Raw genomic sequence first — 17,775 nt, 5'->3', positions numbered from 1 at the left:
ATCTACACCTCCGGCTCCACCGGGCGTCCCAAGGGCACGGTCGTGCCGCACCGGGCCGTCGACCGGCTGGTGCGCGACAGCGGCTACCTGGAGCTGGGCCCGGGGAACGTGGTCGGCCAGCTCTCCTCGGCCTCCTTCGACGCGGCGACCCTGGAGATCTGGGGCCCGCTGCTCAACGGGGCGACCCTCGCTGTCGCGGCGCCCGGCGCCCTGTCCGTGGCCGAGCTCAAGGCCTTCCTGGCCGACCACGCCGTGGACACGGCCTGGCTGACGGCCGGCCTGTTCCACGAGGTGGTCGACCAGGACGTGTCCGCCCTGGCCGGGCTCCGCCGCCTGCTGGCCGGCGGCGACGCCCTGTCACCGGCGCACTGCCGCCGCCTGCTGGCCGCACTGCCCGAAGTACGGCTGTTCAACGGCTACGGCCCGACCGAGAACACGACCTTCACCACGGTCCACGAGATCCTCGCGGCCGAACTGACCGAGGGCACCGCCTCCGTGCCGATCGGCGGCCCCATCGCCGACACCCGGGTGTACGTACTGGACGCCGGGCTGCGGCCGGTGCCGGTCGGGGTCGAGGGCGAGCTCTACACCACCGGCGCCGGCCTGGCCCGCGGCTACGCGCAGCAGGCCGCGCTGTCGGCCGAGCGGTTCGTGGCCTGCCCTCTCGAGCCGGGCGCGCGGATGTACCGCACCGGCGACCGGGCACGGTGGACGGCGGACGGGCGGCTGGTGTTCGCCGGCCGTACGGACCACCAGGTGAAGATCCGCGGCTTCCGGGTCGAGCCGGGGGAGGTCGCCGAGGTGCTCGCCGGGCACCCACAGCTGGCGCAGGTCGCGGTCGTCACCCGTGAGGGCGCCTCCAACGGCCCGCGCCTGGTCGCCTACGTCGTCCCCGCCGACCCCGCGGGCGACGAACTGGCGGTCGGGGTACGGGAGTTCCTGGCGGACCGGCTGCCCGAGTACCTGGTCCCGTCGGCGGTCGTGATGCTCGACGCGCTGCCGCTGACCGCCAACGGAAAGCTCGACCGCGCGGTCCTGCCCGCCCCCGCGTCCCCGACCGGCGGGGGACGCGGGCCGGCCGACAGCCGCGAGGAGGCCCTCGGCGGCCTGTTCCGCGAGGTGCTCGGCCTCGCGCGGGTCGGAATGGACGACGACTTCTTCGCCCTGGGCGGCCACTCCCTGCTGGCCACCCGCCTGGTGACCAGGGTGCGGGAAGTCCTGGGCGTCGAACTGCCCCTGCGGGCGGTGTTCGAGGTACGCACCGTGGCCGGCCTGGCCCGGCGCGTGGGAACCGAGAAATCAACCAGGCCGGCTCTGCGGCCGATGCGCAACCACGAGGAGTCCTGATGGTTCCCCTGTCCTTCGCCCAGCGCCGGTTGTGGTTCATCGGCCAGCTGGACGGCCCGAGCGCCAGGTACAACCTCCCGGTCGTGCTCCGGCTCTCGGGCCGGGTGGACGGCGCCGCGCTGAACGAGGCGCTGCGGGACGTCATCGGCCGCCACGAGGTGCTGCGCACCGTCTACGCGGTCACCGACGGCGAGCCGTACCAGCGGATCCTCGAACTCGACGAGCTGGACTGGGCCCTGACCGTGGCCGAGGTCGACCCGGCCGGCCTGGACGAGCGGGTCACGGCCGCGGCGGAGTACGCCTTCGACCTGGCACAGGAGGTCCCGATCCGGGCCCGGTTGTACTCGACCGGCCCAAAGGAGCACACCCTCGTCCTGACCACCCACCACATCGCCGGCGACGGCTGGTCCATGCGCGTCCTCGCCCGGGACATCTCGGTGGCGTACGCGGCGCGCACGGCAGGCCGGGCGCCGGCGTGGGAGCCGCTGCCCGTCCAGTACGCGGACTACGCGCTCTGGCAGCGTGAGCTGCTCGGAGACGAGGGCGACCCGGACAGCAGGCTGTCGCGACAGGTCGCCCACTGGCGCGAGGCCCTGGCAGGCGTGCCCGAGGAGCTGGCGCTGCCGGTCGACCGCCCGCGCCCCGCCGTCGGCTCCTACCGCGGCCACCGGGTGCCCCTGGAGGTGCCCGCCGAGGTGCACGCGAAGCTCGCGGAGCTGGCGCTGGCCGAGGGGGTGACCCCGTTCATGGTGCTCCGCAGTGCCCTGGCCGTCCTGCTCGCCCGTCTGGGCGCCGGTGACGACATCCCGATCGGCTCGGCGGTCGCCGGGCGCGCCGACTCGGCCCTCGACGACCTGGTCGGCTTCTTCGTCAACACCCTCGTCATCCGCACCGACCTGGCGGGCGATCCCAGCTTTCGCGAACTGCTGGCCCGGGGGCAGGAGACCGCCCTGTCGGCCTTCGAGCACCAGGACGTCCCCTTCGAGAAGCTGGTCGAGGAGCTCGCGCCCACCCGCTCGATGGCGCGCCACCCGCTCTTCCAGGTCATGCTGAACCTCCAGAACAACGCCGCGGCGGTGCTGGAACTCCCCGGGCTGCGCGTCGAGGTGGCCACGGCGAACGTCCACGGGGCCAAGCTCGATCTCGAGGTCGACTGCTGGGAGACGTTCGACGAGGCGGGCGGGCCGGCCGGTCTGCGCGGTTCGCTGACCGTGGCCGCGGACCTGTTCGACGCGGAATCGGCCCGGTCACTGGCCGAACGCCTGGTGCGGGTGCTCGAACAGCTCGTCGCCGACCCGTCGGCGCCGGTGAAGACCGTCGAGGTGCTGGAGCCCGCCGAGCGTGAGCGGCTGCTGCTGGAGTGGGGCGGCGCGGCGGCCGGGACGGAGCAGTCGACTCTCCTGCCCGAGTCGTTCGCGGCGCAGGCGGCACGGACGCCGGAGGCGACCGCGGTCGTCTCCGAGGGTGTGGCGGTGTCGTACGCCGAGCTCGACGCGCGGGCGAACCGGCTGGCTCGTCACCTGGCCGGCTCGGGCGTGGGCGCCGGATCCGTGGTGGGGGTGTGCCTTGAGCGGGGCGTCGAACTGGTGGTGGCGCTGCTGGCGACGCTGAAGGCCGGCGCCGCGTATCTGCCGCTGGATCCGGAGCATCCCGCCGAGCGGCTCGCGTACGTGCTGGACGACGCCGCGCCCGCGTGCGTGGTCACCTCGGCGGAGTGCGCCCCGGTGCTGCCCGAGGGTGTCGTGCGGGTGCTGGCGGAGGACCCTGCCGTCGCGGGGCTGGACGGCGGGCCGCTGGGCACGGTGGTGCGGCCGCAGGACGCGGCCTACACGATCTTCACATCGGGGTCGACCGGCAGGCCCAAGGGCGTCGTGGTCCCGCACGCCGCGCTTGCGGCGCACCTGCGGGGCGCGAGGGAGCGGGTGCCGCTGTCGGGCGGTGACCGGCTGGTGGCCGTGACCACGGTGTCGTTCGACATCGCGGCGCTGGAGCTGTTCCTGCCGCTGGTGTCCGGCGCGTCGGTCGTGGTGGCCTCCCGCGAGGTGGTGCGGGACCCGGCCGCGCTGCTGGAGCTGGTGGTCTCGTCCGGGGCGACCGTGGTGCAGGGCGTTCCGTCACTGTGGCGGGGCGTGCTGGAGGCGGGCCCCTGGCCGGCCTCGGTAGGGGTACTGGTCGGCGGCGAGGCGCTGCCCGGCGAGCTGGCCGCGCGACTGACGGCCACCGGCGCGCCGGTGGTGAACGTGTACGGGCCGACCGAGGTGACGGTGTGGGCCACCTCCGCGCCGGTCTCGGACGAAGGGCCCGTGCTGGTCGGCCGTCCGTTCGCGGGCGTGCGGGCCTACGTGCTGGACGAGCGCCTGCGCCCGGTCGCGCCCGGGGCGACGGGCGAGCTGTACCTGGCGGGGGCGCAGGTCGCGCGCGGATACCTGGGCCGCCCCGGCCTCACGGCCGAGCGCTTCGTCGCCGGCCCGTTCGAGCAGGGCGCCCGGATGTACCGCACGGGAGACCTGGCGCGCTGGACCCGGGACGGGCAGCTGGAATGCCTGGGCCGTGCCGACGAGCAGGTGAAGGTTCGCGGCTTCCGGATCGAGCCGGGCGAGGTCGAGGCCGTGCTGTGCGCGCACGCCTCCGTGGACCGGGCAGCCGTGACGGCCCGCGAGGACGTCCCGGGAGACGTCCGCCTGGTCGCGTACGTGGTCGCCCGGACCGGCGCCGCTGTGGACACCGCGCAGCTGCGCGCGCACGCGGGGCTGAGCCTGCCCGCATACATGGTCCCGTCGGCCGTCGTGGTCCTCGACGCGCTGCCGCTCACCGCCAACGGCAAGCTGGACCGCAAGGCCCTGCCGGCCCCCGAGCACACGGCGGGTGCGGGCCGCGGCCCGGCGACCGTCCAGGAGGAACTCCTCTGCGGTGCCTTCGCCCAGGTGCTGGGGCTGCCCCAGGTTGGGGTCGACGACGACTTCTTCGCGCTCGGCGGCCACTCCCTGCTCGCGACCCGGCTGGTCAGCCGGATCCGTGCGTCGTTGCTGGGAGTCGAGCTGCCGCTGCGCGCGCTGTTCGAGACGCCCACCGTGGCGGGTCTCGCGAACCGGCTGGTCGACGCGGCCGCGGCCCGGCCGGCCCTGACCGCGGGCGGGCGCCCCGAACGCGTCCCGCTGTCGTTCGCGCAGCGACGCATGTGGTTCATCGGACAGCTGGAGGGCCCCAGCCCCACCTACAACATCCCGGTCACGGTACGGCTGACCGGAACCGTCGACCCTCAGGCCCTCGACGCGGCCCTGCGCGACGCCCTCGCGCGCCACGAACTGCTGCGCACGGTGTTCGCGGTGGGCGAGGACGGCGAGCCGTACCAGCGGATCATTCCGGTGGAGGCCCTGGAATGGGAGCTTTCGGTCGTGCCGGTGGCGCCGGAGGAGCTGGACGCCTCGGTCGCGGGGGCGGCCGGGCATCTCTTCGACCTGGCCTCGGAAGTGCCGATCCGGGCCTGGCTCTTCTCCATCGCGCCGGACGAGCACGTCCTCGCGGTGGTGGTGCACCACATCGCGGGTGACGGCTGGTCGTGGGCGCCACTGGCCCGGGATCTGTCGGTGGCGTACGCGGCCAGGTCCGCGGGTGCAGTTCCTGAGTGGGAGCCGTTGCCGGCGCAGTACGCGGACTATGCGCTGTGGCAGCGGGAGTTGCTGGGTGAGGCCGACGATCCGAAGAGTCTGCTGTCGCGTCAGATGGAGTACTGGCGCGCTGAGTTGGCGGGTGTGCCGGAGGAGTTGGCGCTGCCGGTCGATCGTGTGCGTCCGGCGGTGGCGTCGAACCGTGGTCATGAGGTGCGGGTGGAGGTTCCGGCGGTGTTGCACGCGGAGCTGACGCGGGTGGCGCGGGCCGAGGGTGTGACGATGTTCATGGTGTTGCAGTCGGCGCTGGCGGTGTTGTTGTCGCGGCTGGGTGCGGGCGCGGATGTGCCGATCGGTGCGGCGAACGCGGGTCGTACGGATGCGGCGTTGGAGGATCTGGTCGGGTTCTTCGTGAACACGTTGGTGATCCGGGCGGATCTGTCGGGTGATCCGTCGTTCCGTGAGGTGCTGGGCCGGGTGCGGGAGACGAGTCTGTCGGCGTTCGAGCACCAGGACGTGCCGTTCGAGCGGCTGGTGGAGGAGCTGGCGCCGACGCGTTCCACCGGGCGTCACCCGTTGTTCCAGACGGTCTTCACGATGCAGAACAACGCACAGGCCGCCCTCGGCCTGTCGGGCGTGCAGGTGCGTGACCTGCCGATGTCCGCCGCCGCGGCGGCCCGGTTCGATCTGGATGTGCTGCTGGGTGAGCTGTTCGACGAGCGGGGTGTGCCTGCGGGTGTGTCCGGGTCCGTGATCGGTGCGGCGGATCTGTTCGAGGCGGAGTCGGTCGAGCGGATCGCGGAGCGCCTGGTGCGGGTGCTGGAGCTGGTGGCGGCTGATCCGGGGCTGCGGCTGAGCGCGGTGGACGTGCTGGACGCGGACGAGCGTCACCGGTTGCTGGTGGAGTGGAACGACACCGGGGCCGAGTTCGCCGATTCGCTGGTGCCGGAACTGTTCGCGGGACAGGTGGCCCGGACGCCGGACGCGGTGGCGGTCGTCGCGGACGGTGAGCAGGTGTCGTTCGCCGAGCTGGACGCCAGGGCGAACCGGCTCGCTCACTATCTGCTGGGCCAGGGCGTCGGCGCCGAGTCGACCGTCGGCGTGTGCCTGCCTCGCGGTGTGGACGCGGTGGTGGCGATCCTGGCGGCGTGGAAGGCCGGGGCGGCGTTCCTGCCGATCGACCCCGGTTATCCGGTCGAGCGGATCTCGTTGATGCTGGCGGACAGCGGTGCGGTGCTGACGCTGACCGACGAGGAGGTCCTGGACGAACTGCCCGCGGGGCGGGCGCGGATGGTCGCGGTGGACTCCACCCTGATGGAGACGCAGCTGTCGATGCTGCCGACGACGGCGCCCGAGATGTCGGTGTCCGCGGAGGGTCTGGCGTATGTGATCTTCACGTCGGGTTCGACGGGGCGGCCGAAGGGTGTGGCGGTCACGCACGGAGGTCTGGCGAATTACGTGCAGTGGGCTGCGGGTGCGTATGAGACGGCGGGTGGTGCGCCGCTGCATTCTTCGCTGGCCTTCGACCTGACGGTGACGAGTGTCGTGGTGCCGCTGATCTCCGGTTCGCCTGTGGTGGTGAGCCCCGAGGGCGGTGTGGAGGGGCTGGCGGATCTACTGCGGGACGGTGGTGGCGGGTTCGGTCTGGCGAAGGTGGTGCCCGCGCATCTGCCGCTGCTGGCAGAAATATTGACTGACGGTCAGGTCAAGGACGCGGCGGTCACGTGGGTGGTTGGTGGTGAGGCGCTGCCCGGTGCGGTGGTGCGGGCGTGGCTGGAGCGTGCGCCGGAGTCGGTGGTGGTGAACGAGTACGGTCCGACCGAGACGGTGGTCGGTTGTGCGGTGTTCGAGGTCCGGGCCGGCCAGGAGGTCGGCGAGCCGGTGCCCGTGGGCCGTCCGATCGCCAACATGAGCCTGTATGTGCTGGACGGGTCCCTGCGTCCGGTCGCCCCGGGGGTGGCGGGGGAGTTGTACCTCGCGGGTGCGCAGGTGGCCCGGGGCTACGTGCGGCGCCCGGGTCTGACGGCGGAGCGGTTCGTGGCGAACCCGTTCGATCCGGGTGTGCGGATGTATCGCTCGGGGGATGTGGCGCGTTGGCGTGCCGATGGTCAGCTGGAGTTCCTGGGGCGTGCGGACGAGCAGGTGAAGGTCCGCGGGTTCCGCATCGAGCCCGGCGAGGTCGAGGGCGTGATCGCCGCTCATCCGCAGGTCGCGCAGGCCGCGGTCATCGCCCGTGAGGACGTGCCCGGCGATGTGCGTCTGGTGGCGTACGTCGTCGCGGAGGACGACGAGGCCGACGGCCTGTCGGAGCAGCTGCCGGGGTTCGTGGCGCAGCGGCTGCCGGAGTACATGGTCCCGTCGGCCGTGGTGGTCCTGGACGCGCTGCCGCTGACGGCCAACGGCAAGCTGGACCGCAAGGCCCTGCCCGCCCCCGACCACGCGGCGGGCGCCGGCACCGGCCGGGCCCCGGCGAACGCGCGCGAGGAAACCCTCTGTTCGGCGTTCGCCGAGGTCCTCGGGCTGGAGAACACAGGCGTCGACGACGACTTCTTCGCCCTGGGCGGTCACTCGCTGCTGGCGGTGCATCTGGTCGAGGTGTTGCGCAAGCAGGGTGTGTCGGTGTCGGTGCGGGCGCTGTTCGACACTCCGACCCCGGCGGGGCTTGCCCTCTCCGCGGGTGCGGACGAGGTTGTCGTTCCGGCGAATCTGATCCCCGCGCACGCGACGGAGCTCACCCCGGAGATGCTCCCGCTGGTCGATCTGACCGCTGAGGAGATCGCCCGGGTTGCCGCCACGGTGGAAGGTGGCTGCGCGAACATCGCGGATGTCTATCCGCTGGCCCCTTTGCAGGAGGGCCTGCTCTTCCACCACATGATGGCGGAGGGCGGCGAGGACGCCTACCTGATGCCGGTGGTCGTCGAGATGGACTCGCGGGAGCGGGTCGAGGACTTCGCGCGGGCTTTCCAGCAGGTGGTGGACCGGCATGACATCCTGCGGACCTCGTTCGTGTGGGAGGGGCTGCGGGAGCCGGTGCAGGTGGTGTGGCGGCGCGCCGTCCTGCCGGTGACCGAGGTGGCCCTCGACCCCGAGGCCGCGGATCCGGTGGCCGAACTGCAGGCCGTTGTGGGTTTGTCGATGGATCTGGGCCGGGCGCCGTTGATCAGTGTGCACGCGGCCGCGCTGCCCGAGGGCGGGCGCTGGCTGGTGCTGCTGCGGCTGCACCACCTGGTGCAGGACCACACCGCGCTGGAGGTGCTCCTGCACGAGGTGGCGTCCTTCCTCGCCGGGCGCGGCGGCGAACTGGCGCAGCCGCTGCCGTTCCGCGACTTCGTGGCTCAGGTGCGCGGCGGCGTCGAACGCACCGAGCACGAGCGCTACTTCGCCGAGTTGCTGGGCGATGTGAGCGAGCCCACGGCCCCGTACGAGCTGGTCGATGTCCAGGGTGACGGTGCCGCCGTCGAGCGTGCGGTGGTCCCGCTCGCGCCCGAGGTGATCGATCGGCTGCGGGCAGTGGCCCGCCGGGTCGGTACGAGCCCGGCGACGCTGATGCACGTCGCGTGGGCCCGGGTCCTCGGGGCGGTGTCGGGTCATGCGGACGTGGTGTTCGGCACGGTGCTGTTCGGTCGGATGAACGCGGGTGCGGGCGCCGATCGGGTGGCGGGCCTGTACCTGAACACGCTCCCGGTGCGGCTGAAGACGGGTGAGCTGGGCGCGCTGGAGGCGGTGACGGCGATGCGCGGCCAGCTCGCCGAACTGCTGGAGCACGAGCACGCCTCCCTGGCCCTGGCCCAGCAGGCCAGCGGCCTTCCGGGCAACACCCCGGTCTTCACCTCGCTGCTCAACTACCGCCACAACACCGGTGCGGAGGCCGAACAGCAGGGTGACACCGCGCCCGAGGGCATGCGGGTGCTTGTCTCCCGCGAGCGCACCAACTACCCGCTCGGTGTCTCCGTCGACGACAACGGCGACACGATGGCGCTGGCGATCGACGCGGTCGCCCCCATCGACCCGGCCGCCGTCGGCCTTCTCATGCGGACCGCCGTCGCGAACCTGGTCCTCCGGGTCGAGAAGGCACTGGACGGCGGACCGGACGCCGCGCTCCGGGACGTCCAGGTGCTGGCCCCCGCGGACCAGCACCGGATGCTCGTGAAGTGGAACGAGACATCGGCCGAGGTGGAGTCGGCGGCGGTGCCGGAGCTGTTCGCCGCGCAGGTCGCGCGTACTCCGGAGGCGGTGGCTGTGGTCGCCGACGGAGCCGAGCTGTCGTACGGCGAGCTGGATGCGCGGGCGAACCGTCTGGCCCGGTTCCTGGTCGGCCGGGGTGTCGGTGTGGGCTCGGTGGTGGGGGTGTGCCTGGAGCGTGGTGTCGAGCTGCTGGTGGCGGTGCTCGGTGTGCTGAAGGCCGGTGGGGCGTACATGACCATCGATCCGGAGTATCCGGCGCAGCGTGTCGCCTACATGGTGGAGGATGCCGTGCCGGCCGTGGTGCTGGCCACGGCCGGCACGCAGGAGCTGGTTCCTGGTGCGGTGCTGGTCGAGGAGCTGGACCTGGCGGAACTGGACGCCGGCCCGCTGGACGGGGTGGTGCGGCCGCAGGACGCCGCGTACGTGATCTACACCTCGGGTTCGACGGGGCGGCCGAAGGGTGTGCTGGTCTCGCACGCGGGTGTGGCGAGCCTGGTGGCGGGTCAGACGCGCTACCTGGGCGTTGGTCCGGGTTCGCGGGTGGGCCAGTACGGGTCGGTGGGCTTCGACGCGTTCGCGTGGGAGTGGTTCATGGCCCTGCTGACCGGCGCGACCCTGGTGGTGGTTCCGCAGGAGCAGCGTCTGGGCGAGGCTCTGCCGCGGTTCCTGACCGAGCGGGCGGTGACGCATGTGGCGTTGCCGCAGGCCGCGCTGGCGACGCTGGACGAGACCTCGATCGGGGACGACGTCGTTCTGGTGACGGGCGGCGAGGCGCTCCCGCTGGACGTGATGGCGCGATGGTCGCGTGACCACCGGCTGTTCAACTCCTTCGGCCCGGCCGAGACGACCGTCGACGCGACGCTGTGGCCGTGCGATCCGGCGGTGGCCGAGGTGGCGATCGGGTCGCCGGTGGTCAACACGCGGGTGTTCGTGCTGGATGAGTTCCTGGCTCCGGTGCCGGTGGGTGTGGCGGGTGAGTTGTATGTGGCGGGTTCGGGTCTGGCGCGCGGGTATCTGGGCCGTCCGGGTCTGACGGCGGAGCGGTTCGTCGCGCATCCCTTCGGTGGTCCGGGTGAGCGTTTGTACCGTACGGGTGACCGGGCGCGGTGGACGGTGGACGGGCAGTTGGTGTTCGCGGGCCGTATCGACGACCAGGTGAAGATCCGTGGCTTCCGGATCGAGCCCGGCGAGGTGGAGAACGTCCTCGCGTCGCACCCGCAGGTCGCCCAAGTGGCGGTCGTCGCCCGCGAGGACGCCCCGAACGACAAGCGGCTGGTCGCCTACGTGGTCCCGGCCGAGGGAGCGCCCGCCCAACTCCCCGAGCTGATGACGCGGACGGCCGCCGAGCGGCTGCCCGCCTACATGGTCCCCTCCGCCGTCGTCGTGCTCGACGCTCTGCCGCTGACGGTCAACGGCAAGCTGGACCGCGGGGCCCTGCCCGCCCCCGCGTACACGGCCGGTTCCGGCCGCGGCCCGGCGAACGCGCGCGAAGAGGTCCTCTGCGCGGCCTTCGCCGACGTCCTCGGCCTGGAGAACGTCGGCGTGGACGACGACTTCTTCCGGCTCGGCGGCCACTCCCTGCTCGCTGTGCGCCTGGTCGAGGTGCTGCGCTCGCACGGTGTGTCCGTCTCGGTGCGGTCCCTGTTCCAGACGCCGACCCCGGCCGGACTCGCCCTCTCGGCGGGCGCCGGCCGCCAGGTGGAGGTTCCGGCGAACCCGATCCCCGCCGACGCGCGGGAGATAACCCCGGCCATGCTGCCGCTCGTCGACCTGACCGCCGACGAGATCGCCACCATCGCCGCCACCGTCCCCGGCGGTGCGGGGAACATCGCGGACGTCTACCCGCTGGCCCCGCTGCAGGAGGGCCTGCTCTTCCACCACCTGCTGGCGGACGGCGGCGACGACGCCTACGTCACCCCGGTGGTGTTCGAGCTGGAGTCGCGCGAGCTGCTGGACGCCTTCACCGAGGCCCTGCAGCAGGTGGTGGACCGGCACGACATCTTCCGCACCTCGATCGTCTGGGAGGGGCTGCGCGAGCCGGTGCAGGTGGTCTGGCGCCGGGCCCCGCTCGTCGTCGAGGAGGTGGCGCCGGCCGCGCACGGCACCGACCCGGTCGAGCAGCTCCTGTCGGCCGGTGGGACGTCGATGGACCTGGGCCGCGCGCCCCTGCTCACGATGCACGTCGCCGCACTGCCGGACGGTGACCGTCGGCTGATGCTGCTGAAGGTGCACCACAGCGTCCAGGACCACACCGCCATGGAGGTGGTGCTCGGCGAGGTCCAGGCGTTCCTGACCGGCCGGGGCGACTCCCTGCCGACACCCGTGCCGTTCCGCACCTTCGTCGCCCAGGCCAGGGGCGGCGTGGCGCAGTCGGAGCACGAGCGCTACTTCACCGAGCTGCTCGGCGACGTCGACGAGCCGACCGCGCCGTTCGGACTGGTCGACGTCCGCGGCGACGGAGCGGACACCGTCCGGGTCCACGTGCCCTTCGGGCCGGAGCTGCACGCGCGACTGCGCGCGGTCGCCCGCCGGCTGAGCACGAGTGCGGCGACCGTGCTGCACGTCGCGTGGGCGCGGACCCTGGCGGCGGTCTCGGGCCGGGCCGACGTGGTCTTCGGCACCGTGTTGTTCGGCCGGATGAACGCCGGCGCCGGTGCCGACCGGATCCCCGGCCCGTTCATCAACACACTGCCGGTCCGGCTGCGCACCGCCGAGCTGGGCGCGCTCGAGGCCGTCTCGGCCATGCGGGACCAGCTGGCCGAGCTGCTGGAGCACGAGCACGCCTCCCTCGCCCTGGCCCAGCGGACCAGCGGACTGGCGGGCGACACGCCGCTGTTCACCGCGCTGTTCAACTACCGCCACAACCCCGGCGGATCCGAGCGGGAGCGGGACGACCGCAACCGCGGCTTCGAGGGCTTCGAGGCACGGTTCTCGCGCGAGCGCACCAACTACCCCCTCGCCGTGTCCGTGGACGACGACGGCGAGTCCATCGCGCTGGCCGTGGACGCGGTGGCGGGCGTCGACCCCCACGCCGTGGGACGGCTGGTGTGCACCGCCGCCGAGAGTCTGGTCACCGCCCTGGAGGCGGCCCTGGACGGCAGCACCGAGCAGCCGCTGAGCGCGGTACAGGTCCTCGACGAGGTCACCGCGCACCAGATGCTGACGGTGTGGAACGACACGGCGGTCGAGGTCGCCCCGTTGACCGTGCCGGAGCTGTTCGCCGCGCAGGTCGCGCGTACTCCGGAGGCGGTGGCTGTGGTGTCCGGGGGCACGGAGCTGTCGTATGCCGAGCTGGATGCGCGGGCGAACCGTCTGGCCCGGTTCCTGGCCGGCCGGGGTGTGGGCCCGGAGTCGGTGGTGGGGGTGTGCCTGGAGCGTGGTGTCGAGCTGCTGGTGGCGGTGCTCGGTGTGCTGAAGGCCGGCGGGGCGTACATGACCATCGATCCGGAGTATCCGGCGCAGCGTGTCGCCTACATGGTGGCCGATGCGAGGCCGGGGGTGCTGCTGGCTGCGAGTGGTACTGCGGGTGTGCTGCCCGGTGCGGTGCTGCTGGACGACCCCGAGGTCGTGGCCGCCCTGGCGGGTCTGGAGGGTGGCGCGCCGGTCGGGCCGGGGCCGGTGCCGTCGCATCCGGCGTACGTGATCTACACCTCGGGTTCGACGGGGCGGCCGAAGGGTGTGCTGGTCTCGCACGCGGGTGTGGCGAGTATGCGGGCGGGCCACGGTGGTCTGCTGGGCGTTGGTCCGGGTTCGCGGGTGGGTCAGTTCGCCTCGGTGGGCTTCGACGCGTTCGCGTGGGAGTGGTTCATGGCCCTGCTGACCGGCGCGACCCTGGTGGTCGTCCCGCCGGACCAGCGGGCCGGCGCGCCGCTGGCGCAGTTGCTGGCCGAGCAGGCGGTGACCCATGTGACCCTGCCGCCCGCGGTGCTGGCGACGCTGGACGAGACCACGGTAGGCAAGGACCTCGTCCTGGTGACGGCGGGCGAGGCGCTGCCCCCGGAGACGGCGGCGCGCTGGTCGCGAGGTCGGCGGATGTTCAACGCCTACGGCCCCGCCGAGACCACGGTGGACGCCACCAGCTGGCCGTGCGATCCGTCGGTGGCCGAGGTGGCGATCGGGTCGCCGGTGGTCAACACGCGGGTGTTCGTGCTGGATGAGTTCCTGGCTCCGGTGCCGGTGGGTGTGGCGGGTGAGTTGTATGTGGCGGGTTCGGGTCTGGCGCGCGGGTATCTGGGCCGTCCGGGTCTGACGGCGGAGCGGTTCGTCGCGCATCCCTTCGGTGGTCCGGGTGAGCGTTTGTACCGTACGGGTGACCGGGCGCGGTGGACGGTGGACGGGCAGTTGGTGTTCGCGGGCCGTACCGACGACCAGGTGAAGATCCGTGGCTTCCGGATCGAGCCCGGCGAGGTGGAGAACGTCCTCGCGTCGCACCCGCAGGTCGCCCAAGTGGCGGTCGTCGCCCGCGAGGACGTCCCCGGCGACAAGCGGCTGGTCGCCTACGTGGTCCCGGCCGAGGGAGCGCCCGCCCAACTCCCCGAGCTGTTGACCCGTTTCGCCGCGGATCTGCTGCCCGCGTACCTCGTCCCGTCCGCGGTCGTGGTGCTGGACGCACTGCCGATGACGGTCAACGGCAAGCTGGACCGCAAGGCCCTGCCCGCCCCGGCGTACGTCACCGGCGGCGGCCGCTCTCCGGCGAACGCGCGTGAGGAGATCCTCTGCGCGGCGTTCGCCGAGGTGCTGGGTCTGGAGAGCGTCGGTGTGGAGGACGACTTCTTCCGGCTCGGCGGCCACTCCCTGCTCGTGGTGCGTCTGGTCGAGGTGCTGCGCTCGCACGGTGTGTCCGTCTCGGTACGGTCCCTGTTCCAGGCGCCGACCCCGGCCGGCCTGGCGGCCTCCACCGGAGCCGTGCAGGTGGAGGTGCCGGCGAACCTGATCCCGGCCGACGCGGTGGAGCTCACGCCGGAGCTGCTCTCCATGGTGGAGCTGTCGGAACAGGAGGTCGCCGCGGTGGTGGCGACCGTTCCCGGCGGTGCGGGGAACATCGCGGACGTCTACCCGCTGGCCCCGCTGCAGGAGGGCCTGCTCTTCCACCACCTGCTGGCGGACGGCGGCGACGACGCCTACGTGAGCAGGGAAGTGTTCGAGCTGGAGTCGCGCGAGCTGCTGGACGCCTTCACCGAGGCCCTGCAGCAGGTGGTGGACCGGCACGACATCTTCCGCACCTCGATCGTCTGGGAGGGGCTGCGCGAGCCGGTGCAGGTGGTCTGGCGCCGGGCCCCGCTCGTCGTCGAGGAGGTGGCGCCGGCCGCGCACGGCACCGACCCGGTCGAGCAGCTCCTGTCGGCCGGTGGGACGTCGATGGACCTGGGCCGCGCGCCCCTGCTCACGATGCACGTCGCCGCACTGCCGGACAGTGACCGCTGGTTGACGCTGCTGAAGGTGCACCACGCAGTCCAGGACCACGTCGCCCTGGAGGTGGTGCACGACGAGGTCCAGGCGTTCCTGACGGGACGGGGCGACGCGCTGCCGGAACCGATGCCCTTCCGCGATTTCGTTGCGCAGGCCAGGGGCGGCGTGGCGCAGTCGGAGCACGAGCGCTACTTCACCGAGCTGCTCGGCGACGTCGACGAGCCGACCGCGCCGTTCGGACTGGTCGACGTCCACGGCGACGGAGCGGACACGGACTGGGTACGGATGCCCTTCGGGCCGGAGCTGCACGCGCGACTGCGCGCGGTCGCCCGCCGGCTGAGCACGAGTGCGGCGACCGTGCTGCACGTCGCGTGGGCGCGGACCCTGGCGGCGGTCTCGGGCCGGACGGACGTGGTCTTCGGCACCGTGTTGTTCGGCCGGATGAATTCCGGTGCCGGTGCCGACCGGGTCCCCGGCCCGTTCATCAACACGCTGCCGGTCCGGCTGCGCACCGCCGAGCTGGGCGCGCTCGAGGCCGTCTCGGCCATGCGGGACCAGCTGGCCGAGCTGCTGGAGCACGAGCACGCCTCCCTCGCCCTGGCCCAGCGGACCAGCGGACTGGCGGGCGACACGCCGCTGTTCACCGCCGTGTTCAACTACCGGCACAACAGCGGTGGATCCGGGCACGGCACGGACGACGATCCGAGCCACCGCTTCGAGGGCTTCACCATGCGGTTCGCGCGGGAGCGGACCAACTACCCGCTCGTGGTGGCCGTGGACGACGACGGCGAGTCGATCGAGCTGACCGTGGACGCGGTGGCCGCCATCGACGTACAGGCCGTCGGACGGCTGCTGTGCACCACAGCGGAGCACCTGGTCACCGCGCTGGAGACCGCACTCGACGGAGGAGCGGACGAGCCGCTGGCATCGGTGCGCGTGCTCGACGACGGGGAACTGCATCGGCTGCTCGACGAGTGGAACAGCACCGACCGGGACACCGCCGCGCCGGTGTCCGTGCCGGAGCTGTTCGCGGCCCAGGTGGCGCGCACTCCGGATGCGATCGCCGTCGTGTCCGAGGGTACGGAGCTGTCGTACGCCGAGCTGGACGCGCGGGTGAACCGGCTGGCCCGGTACCTGACGGGCCGGGGCATGGGCCCGGAGTCGGTGGTGGCGGTCGCCCTGGACCGCGGGGTCGACCTGGTGGTCGCGCTGCTCGCAGTGATGCGGGCCGGAAGCGCCTACCTGCCGGTGGACCCCGAGTACCCGGCGGAGCGGGTGGCGTACACCATCGGCGACGCCGGGGCTGCCCTGGTGCTGACGGCGCGCGACCCGGGCGACCGGCTGGCGGGGCTCGGAGTGGCCGTGGTGGCCCTGGACGACCCGGCGACGATCCGGGAGCTGGCGCGGCTGGACGCGGAGGTGCCGTCCACGGGCAGGCGAGGCGTGTCGCTCCCGGAGCACTCGGCGTACCTCATCTACACCTCCGGCTCCACGGGCCGGCCCAAGGGTGTGGCGGTGTCGCACGGAGCGCTGGCGACCCACCTGACCGGTGTGGCGGAGCGGGTGCCGCTGGCGGTGAGCGACCGGCTGGTGGCCGTGACCACGGTGTCGTTCGACATCGCGGCGCTGGAGCTGTTCCTGCCGCTGGTGTCGGGCGCGTCGGTGGTGGTGGCCTCCCGCGAGGTGGCGCGCGACCCGGCCGCCCTGACGGAACTGGTGGTCTCGTCCGGGGCGACGGTGGTGCAGGGTGTGCCGTCGCTGTGGCGGACGTTGCTGGAGGTGCGCGGATGGCCCACCGGGGTGAGGGCGTTGGTGGGCGGCGAGGCCTTGCCGCCGGAGCTGGCGCAGCGGTTCACCGACCTCGGTGTCGAGGCGGTGAACCTGTACGGGCCGACCGAGGTGACGGTGTGGGCGACCTCCGCCGAGGTGACCGACGGCCCGGTGTCGGTGGGGCGTCCGTTCGCGGAGGTGCGCGCGTACGTGCTGGACACCTGGATGCAGCCGGTGCCGGTCGGCGTGGCCGGGGAACTGTACCTGGCGGGTGCGCAGTTGGCGCGCGGCTACGCGAACCGTCCGGGCCTGACGGCCGAACGGTTCGTGGCCTCGCCGTACGGGCCGGGGGTGCGGATGTACCGCACGGGCGACCTGGCGAGGTGGACGCCGCAAGGGCGGCTGGAGTGCCTGGGCCGTGCCGACGACCAGGTGAAGGTCCGCGGGTTCCGGATCGAGCCGGGTGAGATCGAGGCCGTGCTGGCCGGCCAGGACTCGGTGGCACAGGCCGTCGTGGTGGTCCGTGAGGACCGGCCCGGCGACCAGCGGCTGGTGGCCTACGTGGTACCCACCGGGGATGCGGGGGAGAAGGCCGAGGAGCTCGCGCAGGCGCTTCGGCAGGCGGCCCAGGACCAGCTTCCCGCGTACATGGTCCCGTCGGCGGTCGTGGTGCTCGACGCCCTTCCGCTGACCGCCAACGGGAAGCTGAACCGGAAGGCACTGCCCGCCCCGGAGTACACCGCGGGTGCGGGCCGGGCACCGGCGAACCGCCAGGAGGAGCTCCTGTGCCGGGCGTTCGCCGAGGTGCTGGGGCTGGGGCTGGAGAGCGTGGGCGTGGACGACGACTTCTTCGCGCTCGGCGGTCACTCCCTGCTCGCCACCCGGCTGATCAGCCAGATCAGGTCCCTGTTGCACGTCGACGTCTCGCTGCGAGCGCTCTACAGGACGCCGACGGTGGCCGGACTCGCCCAGCGGCTTGGAACCCAGAAGACAGCCAGGCCAGCTCTGCGGCCGATGCGTACCAACGAGGAGCACTGATGATCCCTCTGTCCTATGCCCAGCGTCGGCTCTGGTTCATCGGCCAGCTGGACGGCCCCAGCCCGGCCTACAACATCCCGATCGTGCGGCGGCTGTCGGGCGAGCTGGACCCTTCGGTGATGAACGCGGCGCTGCGCGAGGTGATCGGCCGGCACGAGGTGCTGCGCACGGTGTTCCCGACCAAGGACGGCGAGCCCTACCAGCGCATCCGCACGATCGACGAGCTGGACTGGGAGCTGGCGGTCTCCCAAGTGGCGCCGGAGGAGCTGGACGGAGCCGTGTCCGGGGCCGCGCGTCACCTGTTCGACCTGGCGTCGGAGGTGCCGATCCGGGCCTGGCTCTTCTCCACCGCACCCGACGAGCACGTCCTGGCGGTGGTGGTGCACCACATCGCGGGTGACGGCTGGTCGATGGGTCC

General features: G+C 72.8%; 3 protein-coding genes (1 of these 3 only partly in view). All 3 read left to right on the top strand.

The features are described 5' to 3' along the window. Positions 1-1,347, top strand: the 3' end of a protein-coding gene (locus C6376_RS00015) for a non-ribosomal peptide synthetase (RefSeq protein ID WP_159083128.1). It extends 11,559 nt beyond the left edge of the window; the window shows 1,347 of its 12,906 coding nt (coding positions 11,560-12,906); its start codon lies off the left edge, out of view; its stop codon occupies positions 1,345-1,347. Further along, the gene (locus C6376_RS00010; RefSeq protein WP_107441504.1) at positions 1,347-17,357 is read left to right on the top strand and encodes a non-ribosomal peptide synthetase; all 16,011 of its coding nucleotides are present in this window, start codon (positions 1,347-1,349) and stop codon (positions 17,355-17,357) included. Before C6376_RS00015 ends, C6376_RS00010 begins: the two co-directional genes overlap by 1 nt. Next, the coding region (locus C6376_RS00005) for a condensation domain-containing protein (RefSeq protein WP_216825566.1) at positions 17,357-17,775 on the top strand (419 nt) is incomplete at its 3' end. The genes C6376_RS00010 and C6376_RS00005, both read left to right, overlap by 1 nt.

The organism is Streptomyces sp. P3 (genome assembly GCF_003032475.1).
Lineage (GTDB): Bacteria > Actinomycetota > Actinomycetes > Streptomycetales > Streptomycetaceae > Streptomyces.
Note: the sequence above shows the minus strand (reverse complement) of the source record. Positions and strands in the feature narration are given on the sequence as shown.